This is a genomic window from Streptomyces liliiviolaceus, assembly GCF_018070025.1.
GTDB classification, from domain to species: domain Bacteria; phylum Actinomycetota; class Actinomycetes; order Streptomycetales; family Streptomycetaceae; genus Streptomyces; species Streptomyces liliiviolaceus.
Genome location: NZ_JAGPYQ010000002.1, coordinates 934,261 through 951,000, shown reverse-complemented (window position 1 = coordinate 951,000; position 16,740 = coordinate 934,261). Strand labels below are relative to the sequence as shown.

Here is a 16,740-nt window from a genome sequence, read left to right as displayed (position 1 = left end):
ATGTACCAGCTCTTCTTCCGGCTCGCGTTTCAGCGCATGGATCCCGAGCAGGCCCATCACCTCGCCTTCCGGTGGATCCGGCTGGCCGTCCGCGTCCCGGTCCTGCGGACCTTCGTCGCCGCCGTGCTCGCGCCCCGCTACAAGGAGCTGCGGACCGAGGCGTTCGGCTTGCGGATGCACGGCCCGTTCGGGCTCGCGGCGGGCTTCGACAAGAACGCGGTCGCGATCGACGGTCTGTCGATGCTCGGCTTCGACCACGTCGAGATCGGCACGGTCACGGGGGAGGCGCAGGCCGGCAACCCCAGGAAGCGGCTGTTCCGCCTCGTGCAGGACCGCGCGCTGATCAACCGCATGGGATTCAACAACGAGGGCTCCGCGGCCGTGGCGGAGCGCCTGAGGGCCCGTACGCCCGTCTTCAGGACCGTCGTGGGCGTCAACATCGGCAAGACCAAGGTCGTCCCCGAGGAGGAGGCCGCCGCCGACTACGTGAAGTCCGCCGAACGGCTGGCCCCGTACGCCGACTACCTCGTGGTCAACGTCAGCTCCCCGAACACGCCCGGACTGCGCAACCTCCAGGCGACCGAGTCGCTGCGGCCCCTGCTCACCGCCGTGCGCGAGGCCGCGGACCGGACCGTCACCGCGCGCCGGGTGCCGCTGCTCGTGAAGATCGCACCGGACCTCGCCGACGAGGACGTGGACGCCGTCGCCGACCTCGCGGTCGAACTGGGCCTGGACGGGATCATCGCCACGAACACCACCATCGCGCGCGAGGAGCTGGGCCTGCGGTCCGACGCCTCCCTCGTCGCGGAGACCGGCGGACTGTCCGGCGCACCGCTCAAGGCACGCTCCCTGGAGGTGCTGCGGCGCCTCTACGCGCGCGTGGGGGACAGGATCACCCTCGTGGGCGTCGGCGGCGTCGAGAACGCCGAGGACGCCTGGCAGCGCATCCTTGCCGGCGCCACGCTGGTCCAGGGCTACAGCGCCTTCATCTACGAGGGCCCCTTCTGGGGACGCGGCATCCACAAGGGCCTCGCCGCCCGCCTCCGCACGAGCCCGTACGCCACCCTCGCCGACGCGGTCGGCGCCGACGTGAGGAACACGAGGAGCACGGTATGAGCCTGCTGAACGGTGAGGGCCCGGAGCCCTTCGGCGCCCGCCTGCGCCGCGCCATGGACGAGCGGGGCCCGCTGTGCGTCGGCATCGACCCGCACGCCTCCCTGCTCGCCGACTGGGGCCTGAACGACGACATCGGGGGCCTAGAGCGCTTCAGCCGTACCGTCGTCGAGGCGCTGGCCGACCGGGTCGCCGTACTGAAGCCGCAGAGCGCGTTCTTCGAGCGCTTCGGGTCGCGCGGTGTCGCCGTCCTGGAGAAGTCGGTCGAGGAGGCGCGCGCGGCCGGGGCGCTGGTTGTCATGGACGCCAAGCGCGGTGACATCGGCTCGACCATGGCGGCGTACGCCTCCGCCTTCCTGGAGAAGGGCTCACCGCTGTTCTCCGACGCGCTCACGGTCTCGCCGTACCTCGGCTACGGCTCGCTGGAGCCGGCCGTCGAACTCGCCCGGGAGAGCGGCTCCGGGCTGTTCGTGCTCGCCCTGACCTCCAACCCGGAGGGCGCCGAGGTGCAGCACGCGGTACGCCCCGAGGACACGGCCCTGCGGAACGTGGGCGCGACCATGCTGGCGCACCTCGCCGAGGAGAACGCGGGACAGACCCCGATGGGCTCCTTCGGGGCGGTCGTCGGCGCCACGCTCGGCGATCTCTCCTCGTACGACCTCGCGATCAACGGCCCGCTCCTCGCCCCCGGCATCGGCGCCCAGGGCGCGACCCCGGCCGACCTTCCCCGGGTCTTCGGAGCGGCGGTGCGCCAGGTGGTGCCGAACGTCAGCCGGGGTGTCCTGCGTCACGGACCCGACGTCGGCGCGCTACGCGCGTCGTCGGACCTCTTCGCGGAGGAGATCAGGGCGGCGGTGGAGGCGGCCTGAGCACTTCGGTGCGCGTCTTTGGGACGTCGCGCGTCTGAATACATGCTCAAATCCGGGGAGTTTTGTCGTAAATGTCGGACTCGATAGAGGCTGACCAGGACTTTTCCTCTGTTCTCGCTGACTCCGGCGGACTTGCCCGCTAGTCTCCGACCAGAGTCAACGGGCAGAAGTGTTGTCCGTTGCTCGCCAGGTGTGGGGCGACCAGCTTCCTCACCGGTCCGTATCCGACAGTTCGACATCCGAGGTGACGTAGGCGTGGCTCTTCCGCCCCTTACCCCTGAACAGCGCGCAGCCGCGCTCGAAAAGGCCGCCGCGGCTCGCCGGGAGCGGGCCGAGGTCAAGAATCGACTCAAGCACTCCGGCGCCTCGCTCCACGAGGTCATCAAGCAGGGTCAGGAGAACGACGTCATCGGAAAGATGAAGGTCTCCGCTCTCCTGGAGTCCCTGCCGGGCGTGGGCAAGGTCCGCGCCAAGCAGATCATGGAACGGCTCGGCATCTCCGAGAGCCGCCGTGTGCGAGGTCTTGGCTCCAACCAGATCGCCTCCTTGGAGCGCGAGTTCGGCGGCGGTGCGGCCTGACGTTCTCAGGCACCCCTGAGAACCTGGATAATCACCGCATGGCTGCAACACCCCGGGGGACGACCCCCGTATCCCCGGACGTAGGTCCGCGGCTGACCGTGCTCTCCGGCCCCTCCGGGGTCGGCAAGAGCACGGTCGTCGCTCATATGCGCAAGGAACACCCCGAGGTCTGGCTCTCGGTGTCGGCGACGACCCGCAGGCCGCGCCCCGGCGAGAAGCACGGTGTCCACTACTTCTTCGTCAGCGACGAGGAGATGGACAAGCTGATCGCCAACGGCGAGCTTCTCGAATGGGCGGAGTTCGCGGGCAACCGCTACGGGACGCCTCGCGACGCCGTGCTCGAACGCCTGGAGTCCGGCGAGTCGGTCCTCCTGGAGATCGATCTCCAGGGCGCCCGGCAGGTCCGCGAGTCCATGTCCGAGGCCCTGCTGGTGTTCCTGGCCCCTCCCTCCTGGGAGGAGCTGGTGCGCCGGCTCACCGGGCGGGGAACCGAGCCGCCCGAGGTGATCGAGCGCCGGCTGGCCGCCGCGAAGATCGAGCTGGCGGCCGAGCCGGAGTTCGACACCACCCTGGTCAACACCTCCGTCGAGGACGTGGCGCGCGAGCTGCTAGCCTTGATGGAAGTTGTTTGATCTTTCAGGATCACCTTTAAGGTCGATTTCCACCTTTCGGAAGGCAGAGCGTGTCCTCTTCCATCACCGCGCCCGAGGGCATCATCAACCCTCCGATCGACGAGCTCCTTGAGGCTACCGACTCGAAGTACAGCCTGGTGATCTACGCGGCCAAGCGTGCCCGTCAGATCAACGCGTACTACTCGCAGCTCGGCGAGGGCCTCCTTGAGTACGTCGGTCCCCTCGTGGACACCCACGTCCACGAGAAGCCGCTGTCGATCGCCCTCCGGGAGATCAACGCGGGTCTGCTGACGTCGGAAGCCATCGAGGGCCCGGCTCAGTAGTATTTTCTGCTTGCAGTTCGTTTATCCACAGGCCCGGCAGCGCCCCTGCCGGGCCTGTGGTGTGTGATGGGGGCGTACATACGTTTTCCGAGGGTCCGGGGAGAGACGTGGACAAGCCGAAGGTCGTGCTGGGGGTCAGCGGTGGCATCGCCGCCTACAAGGCGTGCGAGCTGCTGCGCCGACTGACCGAGTCGGGCCACGACGTGCGCGTCGTCCCGACGGAGTCCGCGCTGCACTTCGTCGGCGCCGCGACCTGGTCCGCCCTGTCCGGACACCCCGTCTCGACCGAGGTCTGGTCGGACGTGCACGAGGTGCCGCACGTGCGGATCGGCCAGGGCGCCGACCTGGTCGTCGTCGCCCCCGCCACCGCCGACCTGCTGGCGAAGGCCGCCCACGGCCTGGCCGACGACCTCCTCACGAACACCCTGCTCACCGCCCGCTGTCCGGTCGTCTTCGCGCCCGCCATGCACACCGAGATGTGGGAACACCCGGCCACCCAGGAGAACGTGGCGACCCTGCGCCGCCGGGGCGCCGTCGTCGTCGAACCCGCCGTGGGCCGGCTGACCGGCGTCGACACCGGCAAGGGGCGGCTGCCCGACCCCGCCGAGATCTTCGAGACCTGCCGCCGGGTGCTCGCCCGGGGAGCGGCCGAACCGGACCTCGCCGGCCGGCATGTCCTCGTCAGCGCCGGCGGCACGCGCGAGCCGCTCGACCCGGTCCGCTTCCTCGGCAACCGCTCCTCCGGAAAGCAGGGGTACGCCCTCGCGCGCACCGCCGCCGCCCGGGGCGCCCGGGTCACCCTCATCGCCGCGAACACCGGGATGCCGGACCCGGCGGGCGTCGACGTCGTCCAGGTCGGGACGGCCGTGCAGCTCCGCGAGGCCGTGCTCAAGGCCGCCCCGGACGCGGACGCCGTGGTGATGGCGGCGGCGGTGGCGGACTTCCGCCCCGCTGCATACGCGTCGGGAAAAATCAAGAAGAAGGACGGCCAGGAACCGGAGCCGATCGTTCTCGTTCGAAATCCGGACATCCTCGCGGAGATCTCGGCGGACCGCGCCCGCCCGGGCCAGGTCGTCGTCGGTTTCGCCGCCGAGACGGACGACGTGCTGGCCAACGGCCGGGCGAAGCTCCGGCGCAAGGGCTGCGACCTCCTCGTCGTCAACGAGGTCGGAGAACGCAAGACCTTCGGCTCCGAGGAGAACGAGGCGGTCGTGCTGGGCGCCGACGGAAGTGAGACCCCTGTCCCGTACGGGCCCAAGGAAGCACTGGCCGAGACTGTGTGGGACCTCGTGGCGCGCCGACTGGTGTGAACGCCCCAATAACTTCACGACACCCCTCCGTCGCACGCGGACACCACTTTTCACCGGCGCGCAAGGGTGTGGGAACCTGGCGGAGACGGTGAATCGTGTCGCAGAATGCCCGTGCCCCAGGTCACAGCGCTTCCGAGAGGCGAGACAGTAGCCCCGCGACGGAGCGCGACCGATAAACTGTTCTCGGACGACGCCGGGCGCAGCTCCCGGCCGTCCGCCAATGATCAGCCAGCAGCCGCTGCAACCACAGGGAGCGTTGTGTCCCGTCGCCTGTTCACCTCGGAGTCCGTGACCGAGGGTCACCCCGACAAGATCGCTGACCAGATCAGCGACACCATCCTCGACGCGCTTCTGCGTGAGGACCCGTCTTCCCGGGTCGCCGTCGAGACACTGATCACGACCGGCCTCGTACACGTGGCCGGCGAGGTCACGACCAAGGCCTACGCGCCGATCGCGCAGCTCGTGCGCGACAAGATCCTCGACATCGGCTACGACTCCTCGAAGAAGGGCTTCGACGGCGCGTCCTGTGGCGTGTCCGTGTCGATCGGCTCTCAGTCCCCGGACATCGCGCAGGGCGTCGACACCGCGTACGAGAAGCGGGTCGAGGGCGACGAGGACGAGCTCGACAAGCAGGGCGCCGGCGACCAGGGCCTGATGTTCGGCTACGCGACGGACGAGACCCCGGAGCTGATGCCGCTCCCGATCCACCTCGCGCACCGCCTCGCGCGCCGCCTCTCCGAGGTCCGCAAGAACGGCACGATCCCCTACCTGCGCCCCGACGGCAAGACGCAGGTCACCATCGAGTACGACGGCGACAAGGCGGTCCGGCTGGACACCGTCGTCGTCTCCTCGCAGCACGCGTCGGACATCGACCTGGACTCGCTGCTCGCGCCCGACATCCGCGAGTTCGTGGTGGAGCCCGAGCTGAAGGCGCTCCTGGACGACGGCATCAAGCTGGAGACCGAGGGTTACCGCCTCCTGGTCAACCCGACCGGCCGCTTCGAGATCGGCGGCCCGATGGGCGACGCCGGCCTGACCGGCCGCAAGATCATCATCGACACCTACGGCGGTATGGCCCGCCACGGTGGCGGCGCGTTCTCCGGCAAGGACCCGTCCAAGGTCGACCGCTCCGCCGCGTACGCGATGCGGTGGGTCGCCAAGAACGTCGTCGCGGCGGGCCTTGCCTCCCGCTGCGAGGTCCAGGTCGCCTACGCGATCGGCAAGGCCGAGCCTGTCGGCCTCTTCGTCGAGACCTTCGGCACCGCCAAGGTGGACGCGGAGAAGATCGAGTCGGCCATCTCCGAGGTCTTCGACCTCCGCCCGGCCGCTATCATCCGCGACCTCGACCTGCTGCGGCCGATCTACTCCAAGACCGCCGCGTACGGCCACTTCGGGCGCGCGCTGCCCGAGTTCACGTGGGAGAAGACGGACCGCGTGGACGCCCTGCGCAAGGCGGCGGGGCTCTAGCCTCCCGCTTCCACGCCCGCACGCTCACGACGGAGGCCGCGCTCCTCCGCACCAGCGTTCCCACCGAGGCCCGGCCTCCCCGCTTGAGGGGGGCCGGGCCTCGGCGGTTCAGGGGGCGGGGGCTGTTGGTGGTTCCTTCGGGGTGGGTGTGGCGGCGCCTGCTACCTCGACGTGCCGTCGGCCCTGAGGGATGTGTCCAGGAAGCGGTATCGGCCATCGCTTCCGGGGCGTTCGTGGTGTGTGGGCGGGGCGGTGCCGGGCGGGTGGTGGTGTCAGTGCGGTCTGGTAGGAATGCTGCTGTGAGCAGCGACGACGGGCAGACGGGTGGCGGGGCCGACGGGGCGCCGCCCGAGCAGCTTGCGTTGATCCGGGATGCCGTGCGCAAGGCGCCGCGGGCCAAACCGCGGACCTGGCGCGGGGCCGCGGTCGCCCAGCACCTGCCCGTCGCACGGGTGCTCGTCGACAAGGGCGTGCTGCATCTCGACCGCTACTTCGACTACGCCGTGCCCGCGGAACTGGACGCCGACGCCCAGCCCGGGGTGCGGGTGCGCGTGCGGTTCGGGGCCGGGCGGCACCGGGTGCGGGAGGGGCGGCGCGAGGGCGGCGGGCTGATCGACGGGTTCCTCGTCGAGCGGCTGGCCGAGTCCGACTACTCGGGGCCCCTGGCGGCCCTCGCCCAAGTGGTGTCGCCCGAGATCGTGTTGAGCGAGGAGTCGCTGGGCCTGGCGCGCGCCGTCGCCGACCGGTACGCGGGAAGCCTGGCCGACGTACTGCAACTGGCCGTCCCGCCGCGCAACGCCCGCGCCGAGGGGAAACCGTCGCCCGAGCCGCTGCCCGTGCCCGAGGCGCCGGCGGTGGGGTCTTGGGCCAGGTATCCGAGAGGGCCCGCCTTCATCGAGTCGCTCGCGGGCGGCGGGGTGCCCCGGGCCGTGTGGAACGCGCTGCCGGGGCCCGGCTGGGCCGAGGAGTTGGCGCGGGCCGTGGCGGCGACGCTCGCCTCGGGGCGCGGCGCGCTCGTCGTCGTGCCCGACGGGCGGGCCGTCAGCCGGGTGGACGCGGCGCTCACCTCGGTGCTGGGGGAGGGGCGGCACGCCGTGCTGACCGCCGAGGCCGGGCCCGAGAAGCGTTACCGGCAGTGGCTGGCCGTGCGGCGCGGGTCCGTACGGGCCGTGGTGGGGACCAGGGCCGCCATGTTCGCGCCCGTACGGGATCTGGGGCTCGTGGTCATCTGGGACGACGGGGACGGCAGCCACAGCGAACCGCATGCCCCGCAGCCGCACGCCCGCGAGGTGCTGCTGTTGCGGGCCGCCCACGACAAGTGCGCTTTTCTGCTCGGGAGTTGGAGTTGCACCGTCGAGGCCGCGCAGCTCGTCGAGAGCGGCTGGGCGGCTCCGATCGTCGCCGAGCGGGAACGGGTACGCGCGGCTGCTCCGCTCGTACGGACCGTCGGCGACCAGGACCTCGCGCGCGACGAGGCGGCACGGGCCGCGCGGCTGCCCACCCTCGCCTGGCAGGCCGTGCGGGAAGGGCTGAAGTCGGGGCCCGTACTGGTACAGGTCCCGCGGCGGGGTTACGTGCCCCGCATGGCCTGTGCGCAGTGCCGGGCGCCCGCACGGTGCCGGCACTGCGCCGGACCCTTGGAGGGGCAGGACGCCGGAGGGCTCCAGTGCGGGTGGTGCGGCCGGGAGGAAGGCGGTTGGCACTGTCCCGAGTGCGGGGGGTTCCGGCTGCGGGCGCAGGTCGTGGGGGCGCGGCGGACCGCCGAGGAGCTGGGGCGCGCGTTCCCGGCCGTCCCCGTGCGGACCTCGGGCCGCGAACAGGTGCTGGACACGGTGCCGGGGTCGCCCGCGCTCGTCGTCAGTACGCCGGGCGCGGAGCCCGTGGCCGAGGGCGGCTACGCGGCGGCGCTGCTGCTCGACGGCTGGGCGATGCTCGGACGGCCGGACCTGCGGGCCGGTGAGGAGGCGCTGCGGCGGTGGATCGACGCGGCGGCGCTGGTACGGGGGGAGCCGGACGGCGGGACCGTGGTGGTCGTGGCCGAGCCGACGCTGCGGCCCGTGCAGGCGCTGGTGCGCTGGGACCCGGTCGGGCACGCGGTGCGTGAACTGGCCGAGCGGGCCGAGCTGGGGTTCCCGCCGGTGTCGCGGATGGCGTCCGTGTCCGGGACCGCGGAGGGGCTCGCCGGCTTCCTCGCCACGGTCGAACTGCCCGGCGAGGCCGAGCTGCTGGGACCGGTGCCGGTGACTCCGGCGGACCCGGGTCGGCCGCGGCGGGCGGGGGCGCCGCCCGCGGGCGAGCAGTGGGAGCGGGCGCTGATCCGGGTGCCGCGGGGGAAGGGCGCGGCGCTGGCGTCCGCGCTGAAGCATGCGCAGGCTGCCCGGATGGCTCGTGGGGGCAGTGCCCGTGGAGGGAGTGGAGGCCCCGGGAGCAGCGGGGGCGGCCGGGGTGGTGGCGGGAGCGAAGCCGTGCGGATTCGGATCGATCCGCCGGATATCGGGTGACCTGTGGGGGACGGGGAGAGTCGGGGGAGAGAGTCGAGGCGGGGAGATGTGCGTCTGCCCCCGAGGGTTTCGGGGGCAGACAAGGGACCGCTTCGGGGTCGGCCGGTGACGGCGTCAGCCGTTGCGCGGGCCGGGGAACGCGCTCGGCCTGGTCTCCTCGCGGAGAGTGGGGCTGCCTGCCGTCGGCTGGGTCGGCATCGGCATGGGCATCGGCATCGGCATGGAACGGGCGGCCGGGACCGTGGGGAGGCCGGTGTTGACGCCGACCGCGCGGGTTCCCGACGGCTCGGTGGCGCGCTCGGCCTCCGCGGCGGCCTGGGCGGTCGCCCGGCGGGCGCCGTAACGGCGGTGCACCGCCTGTTTGGTGACGCCGAGAGCCGAGCCCACCGCGTCCCACGAGAAGCCCAGTGAGCGGTCGAAGTCCACGGCGGCCGTGACCAGCGTCTCGACGCTGTCCCGCAGCTCCTGGGCGAGGCGGACGGTCGGCGCGGGAGCGCGTCCGTAGACGACGAAGCCCGTGGAGGGGCCGGAGCGGCGCGGGCGGTAGACGTTGCCCAGCTGGGCTGTCAGCGTGCGCAGTGCGTCCACCTGCCGGCGGACCCGCTCGATGTCCCGCACCAGCAAGTGCAGGCTGGCCCGAGCCTGGGCGTCGTGGGTTGCGTGGTCGGCCATGAACAAGCCTCTCGAACCGGCGTTGAAAAGGTCCGGGCCGCGATTGCGGCCCGTTTTGGTCAACTCTTTCTTGACCAACGCGTTTCGGGGTGAGTGGTCACGCATCAGGGGCGTGGGGGCATATGCGTACGCCCCCGGCGGTCGGTTCGGGGGTACATCGGACGAGGCGGACGAGAGCTTCGTCCGCGGGTCAGGTGGGGGCTTGTCGCGCAGTTCCCCGCGCCCCTGGAAGCGGGGCCGCGCCCCATCGGGCCGCGCCCCATAGACTGGTGCGCTGCCCGTTGTGAATCCGCCCGAGAGGCCGACTGCCACCCATGAAGCTCGTCTTCGCCGGTACCCCCGAGGTCGCCGTTCCCGCTCTGGACGCCCTGATCGCCTCCGGGCGGCACGAGGTGGCCGCCGTCGTCACGCGGCCCGACGCGCCGGCCGGACGGGGGCGCAGGCTTGTCGCGAGCCCCGTCGCCCAGCGCGCCGAGGAGGCCGGGATCGAGGTGCTCAAGCCCGGCCGGCCGCGGGACGAGGACTTCCTCGCGCGGCTGAGGGAGATCGCCCCGGACTGCTGCCCCGTCGTGGCCTACGGAGCGCTGCTGCCCCGGGTCGCGCTCGACATCCCCGCGCACGGCTGGGTCAACCTGCACTTCTCGCTGCTGCCCGCCTGGCGCGGGGCGGCGCCCGTGCAGCACGCCGTCATGGCCGGGGACGAGATCACCGGGGCGTCCACGTTCCTCATCGAGGAGGGGCTCGACTCCGGGCCGGTGTACGGGACCGTCACCGAGGAGGTGCGGGCCACCGACACCAGCGGGGATCTGCTGACGCGGCTCGCCTTCGCCGGGTCCGGGCTGCTCGCGGCGACGATGGACGGGATCGAGGACGGCACGCTGAAGGCCGTGCCGCAGCCGGCGGACGGGGTCACCCTGGCTCCGAAGATCAGCGTCGAGGACGCGCATGTCGACTGGGCCGCGCCCGCGCTCCGGGTCGACCGGGTCGTACGGGGGTGCACGCCCTCGCCCGGGTCGTGGACCGTCTTCCGCGGGGAGCGGTTGAAGCTGATCCAGGTCGTGCCGGTTCCCGAGCGGACGGATCTCGCGCCGGGGGCGTTGGCGGTCGGGAAGAACAATGTGTACGTCGGTACCGGGTCGTATGCCGTCGAGTTGTTGTGGGTGCAGGCGCAGGGGAAGAAGCCGATGCGGGCGGCTGACTGGGCCCGGGGGGTTCGGATCGCCTCCGGCGAGGTGGTGGGGGGCTGAGTCGGTCGCTCCGCGGGTGGGGCTGTTTTCTCTGCGGGTCCGGTGGGGGCTTGTCGCGCAGTTCCCCGCGCCCCTTTGGCGGTGCGTGTGGGGCGGGGCCTAGAGGTGTGCGGGTCTGCCGTTGCGGGGGTTGCGCAGTTCCCCGCGCCCCTTAGGTGGCGGCGTACGCTGTGGAGGTATCTCTTCCACTGAGCCGGAGCACCTTTTTCGTGAGTGAGCAGACTCGTCGGCCCCGTCAGCAGGGCAAGCCCTATCGTCGTCCCAAGAAGGACCCGGTGCGGATGCTTGCCTTCGATGCTTTGCGGGCGGTGGACGAGAGGGACGCGTATGCGAATCTCGTGCTGCCGCCTCTGCTGCGGAAGGCCCGGGAAGAGGGCGACTTCGACGGGCGCGACGCGGCACTGGCGACGGAGCTGGTGTACGGGACACTGCGCAGGCAGGGGACGTACGACGCGGTCATCTCCGCATGCGTCGACCGGCCGCTGCGCGAGGTCGACCCGCCGGTCCTGGACGTGCTGAGCCTGGGCGCGCATCAATTGCTCGGGACGCGGATCCCGACGCACGCCGCCGTGTCCGCGACCGTCGACCTCGCGCGGATCGTGCTCGGCGACGGGCGCGCGAAGTTCGTCAACGCCGTGCTCCGCAAGATCTCCCGGCAGGAACTGGACGCCTGGATCGAGCAGGTCGCACCGCCCTACGACGAGGACCCCGAGGACCATCTCGCGGTCGTGCACTCGCATCCGCGGTGGATCGTTTCGGCGCTCTGGGACTCGCTGGGCGGCGGGCGCGCCGGCATCGAGGATCTGCTGGAGGCCGACAACGAACGGCCCGAGGTGACCCTCGTGGCCAGGCCGGGCCGTGCCACCGCCGACGGGATCCTCGGCGAGGTCGGTGAGGAGACCGCGCTGCCGGGGCGCTGGTCGCCGTACGCGGTGCGGCTGTCCGAGGGCGGGGAGCCGGGAGCCATCGACGCCGTACGCGAAGGACGGGCCGGCGTCCAGGACGAGGGCAGCCAGCTCGTGGCGATCGCTCTCGCGAACGCGCCCCTCGACGGACCCGACAAGGCATGGCTCGACGGATGCGCGGGACCGGGCGGCAAGGCGGCCATGCTCGCCGGGCTCGCCGCCGAGCGCGGGGCCGTGCTGCTCGCCTCCGAGAAGCAGCCGCACCGCGCCAAACTGGTCGCGAAGGCACTCGCCGGGAACCCCGGGCCGTACCAGGTGATCGCCGCCGACGGGACCCGGCCGCCGTGGCGCCCGGGGACCTTCGACCGCGTACTGATGGACGTGCCCTGCACCGGCCTCGGTGCCCTGCGGCGGCGGCCCGAGGCGCGCTGGCGGCGCCGGCCCACGGACCTGGACGGGTTCGCGCCGTTGCAGCGCGGGCTGCTGCGCACCGCGCTCGACTCGGTGCGGATCGGCGGTGTCGTCGGGTACGCCACCTGCTCGCCGCACCTCGCCGAGACCCGGGCCGTGGTCAACGATGTGCTCAAGGAGAAGGACGCCGAACTGATCGACGCCCGTCCGCTCTTCGTGGACGTCCCGGCCCTGGGGGAGGGCCCTGACGTCCAGCTGTGGCCGCATGTGCACGGGACGGACGCCATGTATCTGGCGCTGATCCGCCGGACCGGCTGACCGGTCCGTACCCCTTCCGCATCCCTCTTCCGCATCCGCCTTCCGCGCCCGTCGCGGGCCGGCTCGGGCTATTCCGACGGGCTTCCCGGCCGTGAGGCCGGCTCCGCCGGGGGCTCCGCGACGGGCGTGGCGGGAGCGGAGGGCGCGGCAGGTGTCGGCGGGCCGGCCACAGGGGCTCCGGTCTCGTGGGCCAGCCGGTTCGGCCACCAGATCTTCGGGCCCACGTCCAGGAACAGGGACGTCACGAGGACCGAGCGCACGATGAACGTGTCGAGCAGTACGCCGAGGGCGACCGTGAACCCGATCTCGGCGAAGGCGACCATCGGCAGCGTCCCCAGGGCCGCGAACGTGCCCGCCAGGACCAGGCCCGCCGACGTGATGACCGCGCCGGTGGCGGCGAGGCCCGTGACCACGCCCGGCCGCGTGCCCTGGCGGGCTGCCTCCTCGCGGATGCGGGTGGTCAGGAAGATGTTGTAGTCGATGCCCAGCGCCACCAGGAAGACGAAGACGAACAGCGGGAAGTCGGTCGTCTCGCCCGCGTAGTCGAAGACGTGCCGGAACGCGAGCGCGCTGATCCCCAGCGCGGCGGCGAAGGACAGCACCACCGTGCCGATCAGGAGCAGCGGGGCGATCAGGGCGCGGAGCAGGGCGCACAGGATCAGCAGCACCACGAGCAGCACCAGCGGGATGATCAGGATGTTGTCGTGGGTCGTCGCCCTGTCCATGTCCAGCAGAGCCGCCGTACCGCCACCCACCCGGGCGTTCGCGTCCGGTACCGCGTGCACGGCGTCCCGTACCCGCTCCACCGTCCGTTTGGCGGCCTCGCTGTCCGCCGGGGCGGTCATGGTCGCCTCGAAGAGCACCTTGCCCTCGAACTCCGGTTTCGTGCCGGGCGGCAGGCCAAGGGAGTCCGGTACGACCCCGCGGGTGTCCGCGACCGCCCGCCCGACCTCCTCGGCCTGTTCGCGGTCGCTGATGACGACGAGCGGATCGCCGCTGCCCGCCGGGAAGTACCGCGCGGACACCTCCTGGCCGATGATCGAGTCGGGTTTGTCGGTGAAGGAGTCGGCGTTGCTGATGCCCTCCGCGCGCAGCTGGATCAGCCCCAGCGACAGCAGCGCGAGCGTCGCCGCCGTGATGACCCAGACCAGCCGCGGGCGGTGCGAGAAGCGGTTGCCCATCCGCGCCCAGACACCGCGCTCGGTCGGGTCCTCGGAGCCGAAGTGCGGGACGACCGGCCAGAAGATCCAGCGGCCGCAGATCACCAGCAGGGCCGGGAAGAGCGTCAGCATCGCGACCAGTGCCACGGCGACGCCGATGGCGGCCACCGGGCCGAGGCCGCGCGTCGAGTTCATCTCGGCGGCGAGCAGCACCAGCATGCTCAGGACGACGGTGGCACCGGACGCGACGACGGCCGGGCCCGCCCGGTGCAGGGCCAGCGCCATGGCCTCGTGGCGGTCCTCGTGGCGGCGCAGCTCCTCCCGGTAGCGGGCCACCAGGAGCAGGGCGTAGTCCGTCCCCGCGCCGAAGACGAGCACCGTGAGGATGCCCGCGCTCTGCCCGTTGACGGTCAGTCCCGCGTGTTCCGCGAGCAGATAGACCAGCGCCTGCGCGGTGAACAGCGCGGCGACCACCCCGATCAGCGGCACGATCAGCAGGGTCGGGCTGCGGTAGGTGAGCAGCAGCATCACGATGACGACGGCCATCGCGGAGAACAGCAGGGTGGAGTCGATGCCCTCGAAGGCCTCGGAGAAGTCGGCCGACGTACCGCCCGGGCCCGTGATGTGCACGGCGAGGCCGTCCCCGCTCTCGCCGACGTCCGCACGGATGGCGTCGACCGCGGGCGCGATGCGCTCCCAGCCCTTCTCGTCCATCGTGATCGGCACGGAGACCTGGGCCGCCCGCGGGGCCGGCCTCCGGTCGAACACGGGGCCACGGGTCTCCGCGCCGCGGATGCCGTGCTCGCTCAGTTCCTTGAGCTCCCGTACGTCCCGGGCGATCCGTACCTGGTCCTGTGCGGTGAGGCCGTCGGCGCGGGCGTACACGACGATCGCGGGGAGCTGTTCCGGCCTGAAGTCCTCGGAGGTCTGCAGGACTTGGGTCGACTCGGCGGAACCGGGCAGCCAGGAGGCGGCGTCGTTGTCCTGGGCGTCGGTGAGCTTCTGCGCGAAGGGCGCCATGACCACGAGCAGCACCAGCCACAGTCCCACCACGAGCCACTTGGAACGCCGGCCGCAGACCAGCCAGCCGACACCCCGCCGCTGCTTCCCCCGAAATCCCTGCGAGTTCCGAGATCCCTGAGATCCCTGAGTGTCCTGTGAGGCCTGAGATCGCAGAGATCCCTGAGAGTCTTGTGAGGCCTGAGATCCTTGAGGTTCCGGTGTTCCCTGCGCGTCCGTCATGGCCATCCCCGTAGCCGCTTATGGAGCCGGTGGGCCGACAAGGATGGCATGGGCCGTCCGGCCGGTGCAGCCCCCCGGGCCGAACGAGTCGGTACATACCGACCGGTCCGGGCCGGGACCGGGGAGGCAACCGGCTCCGGGCATGGCAGGCTTGTGGCATGGCCGCGCAGATCAACCCCAGCATCCTCTCCGCCGACTTCGCCCGCCTTGCCGAGGAGGCAAAGGCGGTGGAGGGCGCCGACTGGCTGCATGTCGACGTGATGGACAACCATTTCGTCCCCAACCTCACGCTCGGTGTGCCGGTCGTAGAGTCCCTGGCACGTGCGACGGACACACCGTTGGACTGCCATCTGATGATCGAGGACGCCGATCGGTGGGCGCCCCAGTACGTAGAAGCGGGTGCCGGTTCCGTCACCTTCCACGTCGAGGCCGCCGCCGCACCCGTGCGCCTGGCCCGCGAGATCCGGGCCAAGGGCGCCCGCGCCTCCATGGCGCTGAAGCCCGCGACCCCCATCGAGCCGTACGAGGATCTGCTGCCCGAGCTGGACATGCTGCTGATCATGACCGTCGAGCCCGGCTTCGGCGGCCAGGCGTTTCTCGACATCATGCTTCCGAAGATCCGCCGCACCCGCGAGTTGATCAGCAAGCACGGTCTCGAACTGTGGCTGCAGGTCGACGGCGGGGTCTCCGCCTCCACCATCGAGCGCTGCGCCGAGGCGGGAGCCGATGTCTTCGTCGCCGGCTCGGCCGTCTACGGCGCCGCCGACCCCGCCCAGGCGGTACGTGCATTGCGCACCCAGGCCGAGGGGGCGACGGCCCAGGCAGCATGGGCATGCGGCCACTGAGCCAAGGGAACGTGAACGCCGCCCCTCAGGGCTGATCAAGTACGCCGGATCTGCAAGGATGAACGGCGAATCCAGAGTGTGAACAGCAGTGAGGAGATCGCCGTGTCGGGTATGTCGGCGGGCCGGTCAGCCATGCGGATGGGACCCGCTGAGCTGGTGCAGGCGGCGGCCATGGCCCGCCGCTTCTACCTTGAGGGCAAGTCCAAGATCCAGATCGCCGAGGAGTTCGGCGTCAGCCGCTTCAAGGTGGCCCGGGTCCTGGAGACCGCCCTCGAACGGGATCTCGTGAGGATCGAGATCCGTGTCCCCGCGGAGCTGGACGCGGAGCGCTCCGACGCGCTGCGCGCCCGCTACGGGCTGCGGCATGCCGTCGTCGTGGAGTCCCCGGCCGAGGCCGAGGAGTCGCCCGACCCGGAGAACCTCGGCGAGGTGGCCGCCGACCTGCTCGGGGAACTGGTCGCCGAGGGCGACGTGCTCGGTCTCGCCTGGGGCCGCTCCACCATCCACATGGCCGCGGCGCTCGACCGGCTGCCGCCGTGCACGGTGGTGCAACTGACGGGTGTCTACGACGCCGGGACGGCCGAGCGCGGCTCGGTCGAGGCCGTCCGCCGGGCCGCCCAGGTCTCCGGCGGCGACGCCCACCCCATCTACGCGCCGATGCTCCTGCCGGACGTGGCCACCGCGGCCGCGCTGCGCAGCCAGACGGGGATCGCCCGGGCCTTCGAGTACTTCGACAAGGTCACCGTGGCCTGTGTGTCCATCGGATCCTGGGAGGCCGGGATCTCGACGGTGCACGACATGCTCACCGAGGAGGAGCGCGCGCACTACGCGTCCCTCGGGGTCGAGGCCGAGATGTCCGCGCACCTCTTCGACGTCGAGGGCCGCCGGGTCGGGCGGGACCTGGGGGAGCGGTGCATCACCGTCGAGGCCGACCGGCTGCGGCGGATCCCCGAGGTCGTCGCGATCGCCGGGGGACAGCGCAAGTCGGGCGCCATCGACGCGGTACTGCGGTCCGGGCTCGTCACCAGCCTGGTGACGGACACGGCGGCCGCGGACGCCCTGATGACGACGGGGCCCGCGCCCCGTCCGGCCCTGGACCGGGCGGACCCCGACGGGCTCTGACCCACCGATCACCCGAGGCGATCC

General features: G+C 71.8%; 14 protein-coding genes. 12 read left to right on the top strand and 2 right to left on the bottom strand.

The window, feature by feature from the left end; genetic code table 11:
* The 8 genes from J8N05_RS39530 to J8N05_RS39495 all read left to right on the top strand — a co-directional run bounded on the left by J8N05_RS39530 (window position 1) and on the right by J8N05_RS39495 (window position 8,794).
* Window positions 1-1,116 (top strand): quinone-dependent dihydroorotate dehydrogenase, encoded by a 1,116-nt coding sequence (locus tag J8N05_RS39530; RefSeq protein WP_210894147.1) that lies wholly within the window; start codon window positions 1-3, stop codon window positions 1,114-1,116.
* Window positions 1,113-1,982 (top strand): orotidine-5'-phosphate decarboxylase, encoded by an 870-nt coding sequence (pyrF, locus tag J8N05_RS39525; protein WP_210891804.1) that lies wholly within the window; start codon window positions 1,113-1,115, stop codon window positions 1,980-1,982. The genes J8N05_RS39530 and pyrF overlap by 4 nt, the downstream gene beginning before the upstream one ends.
* 255 nt (window positions 1,983-2,237) lie before the next feature.
* The gene (locus J8N05_RS39520) at window positions 2,238-2,561 is read left to right on the top strand and encodes an integration host factor (RefSeq protein ID WP_005319887.1); all 324 of its coding nucleotides are present in this window, start codon (window positions 2,238-2,240) and stop codon (window positions 2,559-2,561) included.
* Between the two features lie 38 nt (window positions 2,562-2,599).
* The gene (gmk, locus tag J8N05_RS39515; RefSeq protein ID WP_210891802.1) at window positions 2,600-3,193 is read left to right on the top strand and encodes a guanylate kinase; all 594 of its coding nucleotides are present in this window, start codon (window positions 2,600-2,602) and stop codon (window positions 3,191-3,193) included.
* A 50-nt stretch (window positions 3,194-3,243) separates the two neighbouring features.
* On the top strand, window positions 3,244-3,516 hold the full coding sequence (rpoZ, locus tag J8N05_RS39510; RefSeq protein WP_005319902.1) for a DNA-directed RNA polymerase subunit omega: 273 nt from the start codon (window positions 3,244-3,246) through the stop codon (window positions 3,514-3,516).
* A gap of 107 nt (window positions 3,517-3,623) precedes the next feature.
* Window positions 3,624-4,826 (top strand): bifunctional phosphopantothenoylcysteine decarboxylase/phosphopantothenate--cysteine ligase CoaBC, encoded by a 1,203-nt coding sequence (gene coaBC, locus J8N05_RS39505; protein WP_210891800.1) that lies wholly within the window; start codon window positions 3,624-3,626, stop codon window positions 4,824-4,826.
* Window positions 4,827-5,084: 258 nt separating this feature from the next.
* Window positions 5,085-6,293 (top strand): methionine adenosyltransferase, encoded by a 1,209-nt coding sequence (gene metK / locus J8N05_RS39500; RefSeq protein ID WP_210891798.1) that lies wholly within the window; start codon window positions 5,085-5,087, stop codon window positions 6,291-6,293.
* A 299-nt stretch (window positions 6,294-6,592) separates the two neighbouring features.
* Window positions 6,593-8,794, top strand: a complete 2,202-nt coding sequence (locus J8N05_RS39495; protein WP_210891796.1) for a primosomal protein N' — start codon at window positions 6,593-6,595, stop codon at window positions 8,792-8,794.
* Window positions 8,795-8,908: 114 nt separating this feature from the next.
* On the opposite strand, the gene J8N05_RS39490 is transcribed toward J8N05_RS39495, so the two are convergent.
* Window positions 8,909-9,466, bottom strand: coding sequence for a hypothetical protein (locus J8N05_RS39490; RefSeq protein WP_210891794.1), 558 nt, complete (start codon window positions 9,464-9,466; stop codon window positions 8,909-8,911).
* A 314-nt stretch (window positions 9,467-9,780) separates the two neighbouring features.
* Here J8N05_RS39490 and fmt point away from each other — a divergent pair, with 314 nt between their 5' ends.
* Together fmt and J8N05_RS39480 are read left to right on the top strand one after the other, a co-directional pair.
* On the top strand, window positions 9,781-10,713 hold the full coding sequence (fmt, locus tag J8N05_RS39485) for a methionyl-tRNA formyltransferase (protein WP_210891792.1): 933 nt from the start codon (window positions 9,781-9,783) through the stop codon (window positions 10,711-10,713).
* A gap of 209 nt (window positions 10,714-10,922) precedes the next feature.
* On the top strand, window positions 10,923-12,347 hold the full coding sequence (locus J8N05_RS39480) for an RsmB/NOP family class I SAM-dependent RNA methyltransferase (protein ID WP_210891790.1): 1,425 nt from the start codon (window positions 10,923-10,925) through the stop codon (window positions 12,345-12,347).
* Window positions 12,348-12,415: 68 nt separating this feature from the next.
* Here the strand turns inward: J8N05_RS39480 and J8N05_RS39475 are convergent, their stop codons facing one another.
* Window positions 12,416-14,560, bottom strand: a complete 2,145-nt coding sequence (locus J8N05_RS39475; RefSeq protein WP_247706876.1) for an MMPL family transporter — start codon at window positions 14,558-14,560, stop codon at window positions 12,416-12,418.
* 347 nt (window positions 14,561-14,907) lie between these two features.
* Between J8N05_RS39475 and rpe the strand changes: the two genes are divergently transcribed.
* The gene (rpe, locus tag J8N05_RS39470; RefSeq protein WP_210891785.1) at window positions 14,908-15,594 is read left to right on the top strand and encodes a ribulose-phosphate 3-epimerase; all 687 of its coding nucleotides are present in this window, start codon (window positions 14,908-14,910) and stop codon (window positions 15,592-15,594) included.
* A gap of 78 nt (window positions 15,595-15,672) precedes the next feature.
* Complete coding sequence (locus J8N05_RS39465; RefSeq protein WP_107019654.1) at window positions 15,673-16,716, top strand: sugar-binding transcriptional regulator; 1,044 nt, start codon at window positions 15,673-15,675, stop codon at window positions 16,714-16,716.
* The last annotated feature ends 24 nt before the right edge of the window (window positions 16,717-16,740 follow it).

What these genes read in the sequence shown, in the direction of transcription:
- J8N05_RS39530 (WP_210894147.1), top strand. Translation starts at nt 1, where the DNA reads ATGTACCAGCTCTTCTTCCGGCTCGCGTTTCAGCGCATGGATCCCGAG.
- pyrF (WP_210891804.1), top strand. Translation starts at nt 1,113, where the DNA reads ATGAGCCTGCTGAACGGTGAGGGCCCGGAGCCCTTCGGCGCCCGCCTG.
- gmk (WP_210891802.1), top strand. Translation starts at nt 2,600, where the DNA reads ATGGCTGCAACACCCCGGGGGACGACCCCCGTATCCCCGGACGTAGGT.
- J8N05_RS39490 (WP_210891794.1), bottom strand. Translation starts at nt 9,466, where the DNA reads ATGGCCGACCACGCAACCCACGACGCCCAGGCTCGGGCCAGCCTGCAC.
- fmt (WP_210891792.1), top strand. Translation starts at nt 9,781, where the DNA reads ATGAAGCTCGTCTTCGCCGGTACCCCCGAGGTCGCCGTTCCCGCTCTG.
- rpe (WP_210891785.1), top strand. Translation starts at nt 14,908, where the DNA reads ATGGCCGCGCAGATCAACCCCAGCATCCTCTCCGCCGACTTCGCCCGC.